The sequence below is a fragment of the Amycolatopsis sp. MJM2582 genome, from assembly GCF_000754115.1.
GTDB lineage: Bacteria > Actinomycetota > Actinomycetes > Mycobacteriales > Pseudonocardiaceae > Amycolatopsis > Amycolatopsis japonica.
Genome location: NZ_JPLW01000001.1, coordinates 394,028 through 406,783 on the forward strand (window position 1 = coordinate 394,028; position 12,756 = coordinate 406,783).

Sequence of the window (12,756 nt, forward strand, 5' to 3'; positions counted from 1 at the left end):
GGATCAGGCGTCAGCCTTCTCCGCGTCCCGTGACTTGGCGCCACGAAGCGTGCGCAGACCGATGACGCCGATGATGGTGCCGAGCACGAACGAGACCACCGTCAGCACCGCGTGCACGATGAAGTAGGCGGTGGGCGAGCCGTCCGCGGCCCAGGCGCGGTCACTGTCCCAGAGGTTCTTGGCGAACGTGATCCAGATGATCCACGACCACACGCCGAAACCCAGCAGGAACATCGAAGTACCTCGCGAAATGCGCATGCCCCTGAGTATGCAGCGGGCCCGGCGACGCTACATTGCTCGGGTGCACAGCGCTATCTCCCGGTCGCTCCTGGTCCTCGTTTCCGGTGTGCTCGCCCTCGCGGTGACGCCGGTGGCCACAGCCGCCCCGAAGCCACCAGCCCAGGCGCAGCCGTGCGCGAACAAGACGACGCCTCCCCCGCCCATCGACACCTCCGAGAAGCCACGTCCCGGTGAGGCCGCGCCGGCCCCGCTGCCGGTCCCGCCGGTCCCGGTGGGCGGCGACCGGATGGCCGAATGCGGGCTCGTGCTCCCGAAGCGCGCGCTGAACCCGCCCGAGGGGAACACCTCCGCGTCGTGGGTGCTGCAGGATCTCGACAACGGCGACATCATCGCGGCGAAGGACCCGCACGCGCGCCAGCGGCCGGCGTCGCTGATCAAGGTGCTGCTCGGGCTGGTCGTGGTCACCGAACTCCCGCCGGGCAAGAGCATCGTGCCGACCAAGGAGGACGCCGAGCAGGAGTGCACCTGCATGGGCATCGCCGCGGGCGGTCAGTACACAGTGGACCAGCTGCTGCACGGCCTGCTGATGCATTCGGGCAACGACGCGGCGCACGCGCTCTCCACCGTGCTCGGCGGGGTGGACGCGACCGTCGCGAAGATGAACGCGCTGGCCACCCGCATCGGCGCCACGGACACCCGGGCCGCGACGCCGTCCGGGCTCGACGGCCCCGGTATGTCGACGTCGGCCTACGACATGAGCCTGATCTTCCACTACGCGATGAAGAAGCCCGAATTCGCCAAGGTGGTCAAGACCAAGACCTTCGAAATCCCGCCCACGGCGGGAAAGCCGCTCATCACGATCTACAACGACAACAAACTCCTCGGCACCTACCCCGGGTTCACCGGCGGGAAGACCGGTTTCACCGACGACGCGCGCCACACCTACGCGGGCAGCGCGGTCCAGAACGGTCACCGGATCGGGGTCGTGATGCTGCGCGCCGAGCAGCGCCCGACGCGGGTCGTCGAGCAGGCGGCGAAACTCCTCGACTACGGCATCGCGCTGCGCGACGCCAAGGCCGAATCGGTGGGGCGCATCGAATACCGGTCACCGGAAATCGTGAACGCGGACCCGGCGAACGCCACGCCGAACGGGGACGGAGCGTCGAACAGCGGCGCCGCGGCCGCGGCCGAAGACCCGTTCGGGGTGACGGGCTGGATCATCACGCTGGTCGTGTTCCTGATCATCGTGGCGTCGTTCGTCGTCGGTCACCAGCGGAAAAAGGCCATGGCGGGCGAGTAGACCGCGGAAAACGAAATCGGCGGACAACGACGGCCGCGACCGCTAACCTTCGGTCTCCACCCGCGCGCCGTTCGGGGGACGGCGGTGGGTGTCCCCGATTTCAAGTACTCGTTTCCGAGGTGTTCTTTCCATGCAGAGACTCGCGTTCTTGTTCATCCTGCTCGGTTTCGGCTCGGTCGCGCTGACCTACACCGACCGCCAGTTCATCCTGCTGATGTGGGCCGAGGACTACCAGCCGGTGCTCGGCATCGTCGTCGGCGTACTCGGTGTCGTCCTGCTCGTCGCGGGCATCGTCCGCACCAAGAAGGCTGCGCAGGCACAGCCGGCTCCGGTCACGCAGGAGCCCGGCCGGTAAGTCAGGACCTCCGGCGGCCGAACCAGCCCAACAGGGCACCGGTCGCGAAAGCCCCGCCGACGGCACCGAGCCCCGGCCCCTGCTGCACGGTCACCCTCGGGTGGATCAGCACCGGGGCCGGCGGCTCGATGACCGTCTGCTGGTTCTCCTTCGCCGTCGCCGTCCACGCGGTGACGAACAACAGGAACCGCGACACGAGGTTCGCGAACACGAGCAGACCGATCACCGGGCCGAACAGCGTGAACGCCGGTGATTTCGTGACGCTGCCGAGGTAGACGGTCGCGGCCTGCTGGAGCACGATGAACCCGACGGCGGCGAAGATCGCGCCCTTGACCGCGCTGCGCAGCGCGACGTGCTCACGAGGCAGCCTCGCGATGACCCACAGGAACACCAGGGTGTTCGCGAGAAGACCGAGCAGGATCGTCGCGACCTTCAACAGGAAAACGGCCCAGCCCTGGTTCTCGAGGCCGACCAGTTCGAGCAGGAACCGCCCGACCCCGCTGCCCGCCGCGGTGAGACCGAACGAGACCACCAGCGCGAGACCGAGCCCGACGAGGGACAGCAGGTCCTTGATGGTGGTCGAAACCAGCGGAAGCTTCTGCTTTTCCTGCCCCCATTGGGCGGTCAGCGCGTCGCGCAGGTTCGACATCCAGCCGACGCCCGAGTACAGGGCGAGCAACAGACCGAACACCCCGATGCCACCACCGGATTTCAGCGCCGCGCCGATGATCTCGCCGACGAGACCCCGTAGCCCGTCCGGTACGGACTTCGTGATGCCGTCGACGAGCTGGTTCGTCACCGCGGTGTCGCCCTTGAGCACGATCCCGACGATCGCGAAGGCGACCATCAAGATCGGGATCACCGAAAGCACGCTGAAGTAGGTGATGGCGGCCGCGTAGTGGTTGCCGTAGCGCTCGGTGAAGGCGTCATTGGCCCGGATGAGGTGATCGAGCCAGGCGTACTTGCGCCTCAGGCGCGGTAGCAGCTTGTCCTCTTCCGGCTTCGCGCCGTCGTCTTTCGCCACCTTGAAACGCTAACCACACGGCCGCGGCCGCGCAGCGCGAATCAGCCTGCCGGGGGAAGGAACCCGATGTTCTCGTAGACGTTCCGCAAGGTCACCGAAGCGACCTCCCTGGCCCGTTCCGCACCGAGCGCCAAGGCCTTGTCGAGTTCGGCGACGTCGTCCAGGTAGGACCGGACGCGCTCCTGCACCGGCGTGACCCACTCGACGAACGCCTCGCCGACGCCCTTCTTCAGGTCGCCGTAGCCCTTGCCCTCGTAGGCGTTCTCGAGTTCGGCGACCGGCTGGTTGGTCAGGGCGGACAGGATCGTCAGCAGGTTCGAGACGCCCGGCTTGTTCTCGGCGTCGAAGACGATCTCGCGGCCGGTGTCGGTGACCGCCGAGCGCACCTTCTTCGCCGACTTCTTCGGGTCTTCGAGCAGCTCGATGAGGCCGTTGCCGGTCGACGAGGACTTGCTCATCTTCGCGGTCGGGTCCTGCAGGTCGTAGATCTTCGCCGTGTCCTTGACGATATGCGGCTCCGGCACGGTGAACGTCTTGCCGTAGCGGTTGTTGAACCGCTGCGCGAGGTTGCGCGTCAGCTCCAGGTGCTGCCGCTGGTCCTCGCCGACGGGGACCTCGTTCGCCTGGTACAGCAGGATGTCCGCGGCCTGCAGGACCGGGTACGTGAACAGGCCGACGCTGGCGCGATCCGTGCCCTGCTTCGCGGCCTTGTCCTTGAACTGCGTCATCCGGCTCGCCTCGCCGAACCCGGTCTGGCACTCCAGCACCCAGCTCAGCTGGGCGTGCTCGGGCACCTGGCTCTGGACGAACAGCGCGCTGCGGGCGGGGTCGACCCCGAGCGCGAGCAGCTGCGCGGCCGAGCGGCGCGTGCGCTCGCGCAGCACCTTCGGGTCCTGCTCGACGGTGATCGCGTGCAGGTCGACGACCATGTAGAAGGTGTCGTGGGTGTCCTGCAGCCGCACCCACTGCCGCAGCGCACCCAGGTAGTTGCCCAGGTGGAACGAGTCGGCGGTCGGCTGGATCCCGGAGAGTACGCGCGGGCGCTTCTGTTCGTCGGACACGCCCGGATTCTGTCAGGCCACGCCGCGGCGGGTCATCCGGCCTCGGCCCGGCCGAACGGGCTAAACGGTTAAACGCCACATACTTCCGACGGTTCTGGGCGCGGTGTCCGATTCCTAGCGTTCATGGCACCGGATCTTCCGGCCACACCGAAGGAGAACCCAGATGAAGGCACGATCCCTGCTGATGGGCTTGGCCATGGCGGCTGCGGCCGTCTTCTCGCTTTCCGGCGTCGCGGCGGCGGCCGAGCCCACCGGAGGCGTCCAGCCGAACATCGTCGGCGGCGGCAACGCGACCCAGGTCTACTCGTTTATGGTGTCCCAGCAGTCGAGCTCCGGCAGCCACCAGTGTGGTGGCTCACTGATCAGCTCGACCTGGGTGGTCACCGCGGCGCACTGTGGCACGCCGTACCAGGTGCGGGTCGGCACCACGAACCGCACCAGCGGCGGTTCCGTCGCCCGCGTCGCCCAGCGCATCGCCCACCCGAGCGCCGACCTGGCGCTGCTGCGTCTCTCGACGGCGGTGTCGCAGGCGCCGGTCACGATCGCCGCTTCGTCCGGGGCCGTTGGCACCGCGACGCGGATCATCGGCTGGGGCCAGACCTGCCCCGTCCGCGGTGGTTGTGGCGCCCCGATCAACCTCCAGGAGCTGAACACCTCGATCGTCGCCGACACCCGGTGCAGCGGCATCAACGCCGCCAGCGAGATCTGCACCAACAACCCCAACGGCAACTCGGGCGCCTGCTACGGCGACTCGGGCGGCCCGCAGGTGAAGCAGGTCAGCGGTGTCTGGCAGCTGGTCGGCGCCACCAGCCGCGCCGGGAACAACAGCAGCACCTGCGCGACCGGGCCGTCGATCTACGTGGACGTCCCCTACTTCCGCAGCTGGATCCGCACCAACTCCGGCGTCTGACCCGGTCCCCGCGTCGCCCCACCGTCCCCGGGGGCGACGCGGGCCCAGCCGGTTCAGCAAGGAACCGTGCGGTAGTTCGAAGAGCCGCTCCAGCAGCGCGACCGCCTTCAGGGAGTCGCACCGCTCGGGGCGGCTTCTTCCTGTCCGCCAGTAGCTCAAGGTCGCGACACTGATCCGGACTCCCTGCTGGGCGAGCCGGTGCCGGATCCGGTCGAGCCCGAGGCCGCTTTCCGTGATCGCCCGGTCCAGGGCGCGGGGGAAGGGGTCACCGGGCCGGCTGCGACGCCGCGTCACCGTCATGGACCCGAGCGTGGCGATCAGCGCGCGGCGAAACAATCCGGGCGGGACTAGGTGTACCTACCCAAGAAATCCGCCGACCTGCGTTTCGCGGGCTAACCGCGATCCGCCGGGCCCAGGGCACCCACCTGCGTTTCGCGGGCTAAACGCGATCCGAAGCAGGGGAAAGCAGGTCAGGGGCGCTGCTGGCGAGTGAGGGCGTCGTCGGCGAGCACGGCCTCGGCCATCGCGGCCACATGCGGGGCGGCGGGCTGCGGCGGGACGACGGGAGCGGGGGCGACGGCGGCCGCGCGGGCCTTCCGGCGCTGACGGAACACACCGAAGGCCATGCCGACGATGCCGAGCGCGACGGCGATCAGGCCGACCGGGCCCAGCAGGCCGAACGCCATCTCCGAACGTGACGCCGACTCCGCTGCCGACGCCGGAACGGCGCCAGCGACGAGCAGCGCGACCGGGATCGCGATGACCGCCGCGGCCCGGGCCGCGGGCACGGACGATCGCATCAGGAGATGAACTGGGTTCCGCACCGGAGTGCCTCCCGTGACGTGACTTTGCCGAACCGGAACGCTAACCCGAACGAGTGAGCATTTCCAGGTTGCTGGTCAAAAAACTACCGAGCGTGTCAAGACCTGTGGGTTCTGATCAACTCGGGGCCCGAGACTAGCCCCTCACAGGGGGGATGTTTCGAGCACCCCTCGCCTCAGAGTTGCCATGCGGGGAATCGGTTTCTGACAAAACCGGACAGGGGTTAGGCCATTCGGCTGTCGCACGCGGCCGAACAGGCACGATCCGACTTTCCCCGGTTGGTTTCTTGTGCGCAATGGTCTATACCTGTTGGCCATACCCCTTAAAAGGTATAGACCAATCTCCCTGCATGGTCCCCTCGTACGAAGGAGCCACCGATGTCTCTTCGACGTATTCTCGCGGCGGTCGCCGCAACCTTCGCCGCCACCACCGTCGCCGTCGTCCCGGCCCAGTCCGCCTCCGCCGCGGACTGCGTGGCGCCGTGGAACGCGAGCTCGGTCTACTGGGGCGGCAACACGGCCTCCTACAACGGGCACAACTGGTCCGCGAAGTGGTGGACGCAGAACGAAACCCCAGGTACGGCGCAGGTCTGGGCCGATCAGGGCGCCTGCGGCGGCGGGACGACCAACCCGCCGAACCCGTCCGGCTTCGTGGTCAGCGAGGCGCAGTTCAACCAGATGTTCCCGAGCCGGAATCCCTTCTACACCTACAACGGCCTGGTCACCGCCCTCAGCGCGTACCCGGCCTTCGCGGGCACGGGCAGCGACACCGTGAAGAAGCAGGAAGCGGCGGCTTTCCTGGCGAACGTCAGCCACGAGACCGGCGGCCTGGTCCACATCGTCGAGCAGAACGAGGCGAACTACCCGCACTACTGCGACACGAGCCAGTCCTACGGCTGTCCCGCCGGCAACGCCGCGTACTACGGCCGCGGCCCGATCCAGCTCAGCTGGAACTTCAACTACAAGGCCGCCGGCGACGCACTGGGCCTGCCGCTGCTGACCAACCCGTGGCTGGTGCAGAACGACGCGGCGGTCGCCTGGAAGACCGGCATCTGGTACTGGATGACCCAGAACGGTCCCGGCACGATGACCCCGCACAACGCGATGGTCAACAGCCGCGGCTTCGGCGAGACGATCCGCAGCATCAACGGGAGCATCGAGTGCAACGGCGGCAACCCCGCCCAGGTGCAGAGCCGCGTGAGCAAGTACCAGCAGTTCACCGGCATCCTCGGCGTCGACCCCGGCGGCAACCTGTACTGCTGATCCGTCCAGGGAACTGAAGGGGCCCTTCGCCGCATGTGACGCGGCGAAGGGCCCCTTCAGTTTTCGTCGAGGGACGCCAGTAGCCGACGCAGCGAAGCGTCGAGGACGCCGAGGTCCTCTCCCAGCGGCGAGAGCAGCTTCGCGACGTTCGCCGCGTGCTCGGTCATCGCGGCATCGACGACCTCGAAGCCGCGCTCGGTCAACGTGACCCGGAAGCTGCGCCGGTCTTCGGGATCGAGCGCCCGCTCCACCAGCCCGGCCGACTCGAGCCTGTCGATTCGGCTGGTCATCCCGGCCCTGGACATCATCAGGGTCGCGGACAGTTCGGACGGGATCAGCGTGTACGGCTTCCCGGACCGCCTGAGCGCCGCGAGCACGTCGAACTCCCCTTGCTTCAAGCCGTGTTTCGCGAAGACGGCCTCGACCATCGGCGTGGTCAGCATCGTGACGCGGCCGAGGCGGCCGGCGACCCCGATCGCGGTCAAGTCCAGCTCCGGCCGCTCGCGGTGCCAGGCGTCGACGACGGCGTCGATCGCGTCCGCGCTTCCTTGTTCACTCACGAACGCAGTCTATTCGACGGGAGATAGTTTGACAGCGAACTATCAGCGGTGGAACTATCGAGTCATGACACGGCGCATCGAAACCCGCGAACCCGTCCTCGTCCGCGCCGCCGAAGCCGAGACCGTCGGCGCGGCCCCCACCCTCGTCACCCTGCTCGCCGACGTCTCGACCACAGGCGGAGTCATGAGCAGCGCGAGAACACAGCTGGGCGTCGGCGCCGACGGCGCGGCGCCGCACTACCACACCGGCTCGTCCGAGATGTTCTTCATGCTCGGTGGAAAGCTGGAAGTCCTTGTGGGAGAAGAGATCGTGACCGTTTCCGAAGGCGACATGCTCGTCGTGCCGCCGCTGACCACACACGCGTTCCGGGCGGCCGTGGACTCGGCGGCGGACGTTCTGATCGTGTTCATCCCCGGCGTGGAACGGTTCGGCTACTTCCGGCTACTGGAGAAGGTCGGACACGGCGAGGCGACCGTCCAGGATCTCTTGGACAGTCAGGAAAAGTTCGACAACCACTTCGTCGAAAGTCCAGTGTGGACGGAGAGCGCGAAGTCCCGTCAGTAGCCGCGCGGCGGGTATCCCGGCGGCGGATACTGGGGCGGGTACTGCTGTGGCGGATAGTGCTGCGGCGGGTGTCCCGGATATTGCGGCGGATACGGCGGCTGACCGTATTGCGGCGGGGGCGGGTACTGCGGCGGATACCCGGGGTTCTGCGGCGGATACTGCTGTTGCGGCGGATAGTAAGGCTGCGGCGGAGGCGGCGCGGCGGGCTGCGCACCGAGGTGGAACGGCAGCAGCGACACGAGCTGCGCGAGCCTCCCGAGCGTGGAGAGCACGTCGTCCGGTTTGGTCCGGCCGAAGGTCGGGTTCTCGACGTAGACCAGTTCCGCGCCCACCAGCGACCAGGTGTGCAGCTTCGACGACCGCATCGTGGCGGCGACCTGCGGCGTCAGCACGGCGACCGCGACGTTCGGGTCGGTGTCGATCAGCTTGTACCAGCGGTTGAACTTCCGGTCGGCGGTGGCGGGCTCCGGGTACTGATCGACGTCCCAGGCGGACTCGATACTCGACACGATCTGGAAATTCGGCATCGGCGCGGGCAGGGTGACGACCCAGACCGTGTCGATCGAGATCGTGTCGAGCTCGTTGACCTTCTTGTTGGTCCACCGCGTGTGCACGCTCGTGACCGTCGGGCGGCGGTGGTAATCGAAGACGCTGAAGCGAAGCCCGTTGTACGCGCCGCTCAGCGCGCCGAACGCCATCCGCTTGTCGCCGCGCTGGTTGAACGGCAGGACCGTCCAGCGCTCCAGCAGGTTCGGCGCGTCCGGGCTGAACTCCCACCCGTACTGGCCGGACATCGCGTAGCGCTCGGCGTTGGTCGCCTCGATACGCCTGGCTTCGTTCGTCTCCATCGCAACCCCCGGATCTCCTGCGCGCAGGTTATCCGGAGTACGTCGCGTTGTCGGATCTAGGCAGCGTCAACCCGTCGCGTAACCGTGGCTGAGGATGCCGCCAAAGGCGACGACCCGTCCGAGATCCGGCACCTGCGCCGCGAGTCCACTGTCCAGTTCGGAAAGCCGAGAACTCGACGAGCACGTCGACATCACTGGATCGCAGGTCGAACCTGTCACTCACAACCGACCCGAACAGATCGAGGCGGCGCACTGAGTGTGCTCGGCAAGCTCCTCGATCTCACGCTTTTGACCGGATCCCGGAGGTCACGGTGAAACCCATGACCTCCGGGATCACCGGCCGAGCCCTCAGATGCCGTACGTCGCCGTCACCGGCGCGTGGTCGGACCAGCGCTGGTCGTAGGTCTCGGCGCGCTCGACCACGACGGAGGTGCACCGCTCGGCCAGGCCGGGAGTGGCGATCTGGCAGTCGATGCGCCAGCCCGTGTCGTTGTCGAACGCCTTCCCGCGGTACGACCACCACGTGTACGGGCCGGGGCCTTCCGGGTCGAGCTTGCGCTGCACGTCGACATAGCCGGCTTCGCTGAACACGCGGCCGAGCCACTCCCGCTCCTCCGGCAGGAAGCCCGAACTCTTCTGGTTCCCGCGCCAGTTCTTCAGGTCGATCTTGTCGTACGCGATGTTCCAGTCGCCCACGACGACGACCTCGCGGCCACCGGCCTCGGCCTTGGCGCGCAGGTCGACGAGGTACGGCAGGAACGCCGCCATGAAGCGCTCCTTCTCGTCCTGGCGCGGTGTCCCGACATCGCCGCTGGGCAGGTACAGGCTCGCGACGACGACGTTCGGCAGGTGGATCTCGGCGTAGCGGCCGCTGTCCTCGAATTCGGGCTCGCCGAAACCGATGCGGACCTCTTCCGGCTCCGCCCGGCTGAAGAGCATGACGCCGTTGCGCCCCTTCTGCACGGACGGCGCGTGCACCACGTGCCAGCCTTCGGGCGCGGCGGCACCGGCCGGGAGCTCCTTGAGCTCGGCCCGGACCTCCTGGCAGGCGACGACGTCCGCCTTCGTCGAGCCCAGCCACTCGACGAAGCCCTTTTTCGCGGCGGCACGGAGGCCGTTGACATTCACAGTGGAGACGGTCAGCACCCTTCGCACGCTACCTGGGGGGTCCGACAGAAACGGCACTGGGAGACTGCGCGCATGAGCGAGCTGACCGTGCTGGGCAGCTGCGGCGCCTGGCCGGAACCCGGCCGGGCCTGCGCCGGCTTCCTCCTGGTCCACGGGGGCTTCAAGGTGGTGCTCGACCTCGGCTACGGCGCCGCGTCACGGCTGTTCGAGTACTGCCCCGAAGGCCGGGTCGACGCGGTGGTGGTGACGCACGAGCATCCCGATCACTGCGCCGACGTGAGCGCGCTCGGCCGGGCTCGCGCCTACGGGCTGCCGGACGAGCCGCGGATCCCGCTCCACTGCACGCCTGGCACGGTGCGACGGCTCGAAGCGATGGAACCGCGCCCGCATCCGACGACGATCTTCGACGTGCACGAGCTCGGCCCGCCGCGCGATGTCGGGCCGTTCCGGATGACGACGTTCCTGCTGCCGCACCACGTGCCGAACTACGGGGTGCGGCTGACCGCGCCGGGGTTGACCGTCGCCTACACCGGCGACAGCGGGCCCAGCCCGATCCTCGCGGAGCTGGCGCGCGACGCCGACCTGCTCATCGCCGACGCCACGCTCCAGGGCCCCTCCCCCGACGAGACGCCACGCCTGGTGTCGACGGCGGGCGAGGCCGGGTACTGGGCCGAGCGCGGAGGTGCCCGGCGGTTGCTGCTCACCCACTTCTGGCCCGGCTCCGACCGCGGGATCTCGGTGGCCGAAGCGCGGCAGGAGTTCAGCGGCGAGGTCCTGGCGGCCGCGGAAGGGGCCCACCTGCGTTTCGCGGGCTAATCGCGAAGCCGCAGGTCAACGCCCACGTCGCCTTTCGCGGGCTAAACGCGAAGCCGCAGGTCACGGGCCACATTTCGAACCTTGGACCGGCGGCGCGAACTCGGCCGAAACCCATTTGCCCTCGGCGATCTTGCGGAAGCCGTTCTCGACCACCGGCTGCGCGTCGATCTTCGCGTCCTTGACGTACTTGCCGACGATCTTCTGCCCACCGGGGGCGTCGCGCGCGTTGAGCACGTCCGCCGTCACCACGACCTGGCAACCGGTCGGGCTCGACGCGCTCGACTCCCTGTCCTGTCCCGAGATGGCGACGACGACGATCAGCGCCAGTCCGCCGCCGATGAACAAGACCGGTTTCGAGATGGCCATGATGGTCACTCCTCGAACAAGGGAATCGTTTTCTGTCCGGTCCAGAGTGGCAGAAGCCGGGGCGGTCGCCCAGATCCCGGATCGCCTACCACCCGGAGGCGCCAACCCGGCCGGTCACGGGCTACCCACCGTCACAACGCGAAAAGGCCCCCTTCCGCGAGGGAAGGGGGCCTTCAAGCGGTTACGGGACTCAGGCCTGGGCGATCTTCTTGGCCAGGTTGGCGTCCAGCGTCGCGAGGAACTCCTCGGTGGTCTGGAACGGCTGGTCCTTGCTGATCAGCAGCGCGAGGTCCTTGGTCATCTTGCCGCTCTCGACGGTCTCGATGACGACCTGCTCCAGCTTGTTCGCGAAGCCGATCAGCTCCGGGTTCGAGTCCAGCTTGCCGCGGTGCTCGAGGCCACGGGTCCACGCGAAGATGGACGCGATCGGGTTCGTCGAGGTCGGCTTGCCCTGCTGGTGCTGGCGGTAGTGCCGGGTCACCGTGCCGTGCGCGGCCTCGGCCTCGACGGTCTTGCCGTCCGGGGTGCGCAGCACCGAGGTCATCAGGCCCAGCGAGCCGAAGCCCTGCGCGACCGTGTCGGACTGCACGTCACCGTCGTAGTTCTTGCAGGCCCAGACGTAGCCGCCCTCCCACTTCATCGCCGCGGCGACCATGTCGTCGATCAGGCGGTGCTCGTAGGTGATGCCCTTGGCGTCGAAGTCGGCCTTGAACTCGGCCTGGTAGATCTCCTCGAACACGTCCTTGAACATGCCGTCGTAGGCCTTCAGGATGGTGTTCTTGGTCGACATGTAGACCGGGTACTCGCGGTCGAGGCCGTACTGCAGCGAGGCACGCGCGAAGTCCTCGATGGACTTGCGGAAGTTGAACATCCCCATGGCGACGCCGCCGCCCTCGGGGTACTGCGCGACCTGGAACTCCATCGGCTCGGAACCGTCGGCCGGGGTGTAGGTCATGGTCAGCGTGCCCGGGCCGGGGACCTTGAAGTTGGTCGCCTTGTACTGGTCACCGTGCGCGTGACGGCCGATGATGATCGGCTTGGTCCAGCCCGGTACCAGGCGCGGGATGTTCTGGATGACGATCGGCTCGCGGAAGATCACGCCGCCGAGGATGTTGCGGATCGTCCCGTTGGGCGAGAGCCACATCTTCTTCAGGCCGAACTCTTCGACGCGCGCCTCGTCCGGCGTGATCGTGGCGCACTTGACGCCGACGCCGTGCTTCTTGATCGCGTTGGCGGAGTCGACGGTGATCTGGTCGTCGGTGCGGTCCCGCTCCTCGATGCCCAGGTCGTAGTACTCCAGGTTCACGTCCAGGTACGGGTGGATCAGCCTGTCCTTGATGAACTGCCAAATGATGCGGGTCATCTCATCACCGTCGAGCTCGACGACGGTGCCCTGGACCTTGATCTTGGCCATGAGCAGCGGTGCTCCTTCCGCGGATCTTCGCGTTTCTTCTTCAGTCTCCGGTAGCGGTACAAGCGTACTGCTTAACGGTCCTGGA

Annotated in this window: 16 protein-coding genes; 6 read left to right on the forward strand and 10 right to left on the reverse strand. The window is 67.7% G+C overall.

The window, feature by feature from the left end; genetic code table 11:
* Positions 1 to 3 precede the first annotated feature (3 nt).
* Positions 4 to 258, reverse strand: a complete 255-nt coding sequence (locus ED92_RS01875) for an SCO4848 family membrane protein (RefSeq protein ID WP_125732324.1) — start codon at positions 256 to 258, stop codon at positions 4 to 6.
* 43 nt (positions 259 to 301) lie between these two features.
* On the opposite strand from ED92_RS01875, the gene ED92_RS01880 reads away from it, so the two are divergent.
* Positions 302 to 1,540: a D-alanyl-D-alanine carboxypeptidase family protein gene (locus ED92_RS01880; RefSeq protein ID WP_037332442.1), complete on the forward strand. Its 1,239-nt coding sequence runs from the start codon at positions 302 to 304 to the stop codon at positions 1,538 to 1,540.
* Positions 1,541 to 1,670: 130 nt separating this feature from the next.
* Positions 1,671 to 1,895 carry a hypothetical protein gene (locus ED92_RS01885; RefSeq protein WP_037332444.1) on the forward strand — a complete coding sequence of 75 codons (225 nt, stop codon included), beginning with the start codon at positions 1,671 to 1,673 and terminating at the stop codon, positions 1,893 to 1,895.
* 1 nt (position 1,896) lies between these two features.
* Here the strand turns inward: ED92_RS01885 and ED92_RS01890 are convergent, their stop codons facing one another.
* Together ED92_RS01890 and trpS are read right to left on the reverse strand one after the other, a co-directional pair.
* Positions 1,897 to 2,919 carry a YhjD/YihY/BrkB family envelope integrity protein gene (locus tag ED92_RS01890; RefSeq protein WP_037332446.1) on the reverse strand — a complete coding sequence of 341 codons (1,023 nt, stop codon included), beginning with the start codon at positions 2,917 to 2,919 and terminating at the stop codon, positions 1,897 to 1,899.
* Between the two features lie 41 nt (positions 2,920 to 2,960).
* Positions 2,961 to 3,980 (reverse strand): tryptophan--tRNA ligase, encoded by a 1,020-nt coding sequence (trpS, locus tag ED92_RS01895; protein WP_037332448.1) that lies wholly within the window; start codon positions 3,978 to 3,980, stop codon positions 2,961 to 2,963.
* Positions 3,981 to 4,143: 163 nt separating this feature from the next.
* On the opposite strand from trpS, the gene ED92_RS01900 reads away from it, so the two are divergent.
* Positions 4,144 to 4,890, forward strand: coding sequence for a trypsin-like serine protease (locus ED92_RS01900; RefSeq protein WP_037332450.1), 747 nt, complete (start codon positions 4,144 to 4,146; stop codon positions 4,888 to 4,890).
* Positions 4,891 to 5,360: 470 nt separating this feature from the next.
* On the opposite strand, the gene ED92_RS01905 is transcribed toward ED92_RS01900, so the two are convergent.
* Entirely contained in the window at positions 5,361 to 5,690 is a 330-nt protein-coding gene (locus ED92_RS01905) for a hypothetical protein (RefSeq protein WP_037332451.1), read from the reverse strand.
* A gap of 399 nt (positions 5,691 to 6,089) precedes the next feature.
* On the opposite strand from ED92_RS01905, the gene ED92_RS01910 reads away from it, so the two are divergent.
* Positions 6,090 to 6,974 (forward strand): glycoside hydrolase family 19 protein, encoded by an 885-nt coding sequence (locus ED92_RS01910; protein WP_037332453.1) that lies wholly within the window; start codon positions 6,090 to 6,092, stop codon positions 6,972 to 6,974.
* Positions 6,975 to 7,030: 56 nt separating this feature from the next.
* Here ED92_RS01910 and ED92_RS01915 read toward each other — a convergent pair whose 3' ends face one another.
* Positions 7,031 to 7,534 (reverse strand): MarR family winged helix-turn-helix transcriptional regulator, encoded by a 504-nt coding sequence (locus tag ED92_RS01915; protein WP_037332454.1) that lies wholly within the window; start codon positions 7,532 to 7,534, stop codon positions 7,031 to 7,033.
* 64 nt (positions 7,535 to 7,598) lie between these two features.
* On the opposite strand from ED92_RS01915, the gene ED92_RS01920 reads away from it, so the two are divergent.
* Positions 7,599 to 8,099: a cupin domain-containing protein gene (locus tag ED92_RS01920; protein WP_037332456.1), complete on the forward strand. Its 501-nt coding sequence runs from the start codon at positions 7,599 to 7,601 to the stop codon at positions 8,097 to 8,099.
* On the opposite strand, the gene ED92_RS43125 is transcribed toward ED92_RS01920, so the two are convergent.
* From ED92_RS43125 to ED92_RS01930, 3 genes are all read right to left on the reverse strand, one after another.
* The gene (locus tag ED92_RS43125; RefSeq protein WP_037332457.1) at positions 8,093 to 8,947 is read right to left on the reverse strand and encodes a hypothetical protein; all 855 of its coding nucleotides are present in this window, start codon (positions 8,945 to 8,947) and stop codon (positions 8,093 to 8,095) included. The two genes, ED92_RS01920 and ED92_RS43125, sit on opposite strands and share 7 nt — an antisense overlap.
* Before the next feature lie 28 nt (positions 8,948 to 8,975).
* Complete coding sequence (locus ED92_RS43775; protein ID WP_152610815.1) at positions 8,976 to 9,200, reverse strand: hypothetical protein; 225 nt, start codon at positions 9,198 to 9,200, stop codon at positions 8,976 to 8,978.
* A 95-nt stretch (positions 9,201 to 9,295) separates the two neighbouring features.
* Positions 9,296 to 10,102, reverse strand: coding sequence for an exodeoxyribonuclease III (locus tag ED92_RS01930; protein WP_037332458.1), 807 nt, complete (start codon positions 10,100 to 10,102; stop codon positions 9,296 to 9,298).
* A gap of 45 nt (positions 10,103 to 10,147) precedes the next feature.
* Here ED92_RS01930 and ED92_RS01935 point away from each other — a divergent pair, with 45 nt between their 5' ends.
* A complete protein-coding gene (locus ED92_RS01935; RefSeq protein ID WP_037332459.1) occupies positions 10,148 to 10,891 on the forward strand; it encodes an MBL fold metallo-hydrolase in 744 nt (247 codons plus the stop codon).
* Positions 10,892 to 10,951: 60 nt separating this feature from the next.
* On the opposite strand, the gene ED92_RS01940 is transcribed toward ED92_RS01935, so the two are convergent.
* Both ED92_RS01940 and ED92_RS01945 read right to left on the reverse strand, forming a co-directional pair.
* Positions 10,952 to 11,257 carry a hypothetical protein gene (locus ED92_RS01940; protein ID WP_081975676.1) on the reverse strand — a complete coding sequence of 102 codons (306 nt, stop codon included), beginning with the start codon at positions 11,255 to 11,257 and terminating at the stop codon, positions 10,952 to 10,954.
* Positions 11,258 to 11,447: 190 nt separating this feature from the next.
* On the reverse strand, positions 11,448 to 12,671 hold the full coding sequence (locus ED92_RS01945; RefSeq protein ID WP_037332460.1) for an NADP-dependent isocitrate dehydrogenase: 1,224 nt from the start codon (positions 12,669 to 12,671) through the stop codon (positions 11,448 to 11,450).
* Positions 12,672 to 12,756 lie beyond the last annotated feature (85 nt).

Coding starts and splice junctions, on each gene's coding strand:
- ED92_RS01875 (WP_125732324.1), bottom strand. CDS start 258: ATGCGCATTTCGCGAGGTACTTCGATGTTCCTGCTGGGTTTCGGCGTG.
- ED92_RS01885 (WP_037332444.1), top strand. CDS start 1,671: ATGCAGAGACTCGCGTTCTTGTTCATCCTGCTCGGTTTCGGCTCGGTC.
- ED92_RS01900 (WP_037332450.1), top strand. CDS start 4,144: ATGAAGGCACGATCCCTGCTGATGGGCTTGGCCATGGCGGCTGCGGCC.
- ED92_RS01905 (WP_037332451.1), bottom strand. CDS start 5,690: ATGCGATCGTCCGTGCCCGCGGCCCGGGCCGCGGCGGTCATCGCGATC.
- ED92_RS01910 (WP_037332453.1), top strand. CDS start 6,090: ATGTCTCTTCGACGTATTCTCGCGGCGGTCGCCGCAACCTTCGCCGCC.
- ED92_RS01920 (WP_037332456.1), top strand. CDS start 7,599: ATGACACGGCGCATCGAAACCCGCGAACCCGTCCTCGTCCGCGCCGCC.
- ED92_RS43125 (WP_037332457.1), bottom strand. CDS start 8,947: ATGGAGACGAACGAAGCCAGGCGTATCGAGGCGACCAACGCCGAGCGC.
- ED92_RS01935 (WP_037332459.1), top strand. CDS start 10,148: ATGAGCGAGCTGACCGTGCTGGGCAGCTGCGGCGCCTGGCCGGAACCC.
- ED92_RS01940 (WP_081975676.1), bottom strand. CDS start 11,257: ATGGCCATCTCGAAACCGGTCTTGTTCATCGGCGGCGGACTGGCGCTG.
- ED92_RS01945 (WP_037332460.1), bottom strand. CDS start 12,671: ATGGCCAAGATCAAGGTCCAGGGCACCGTCGTCGAGCTCGACGGTGAT.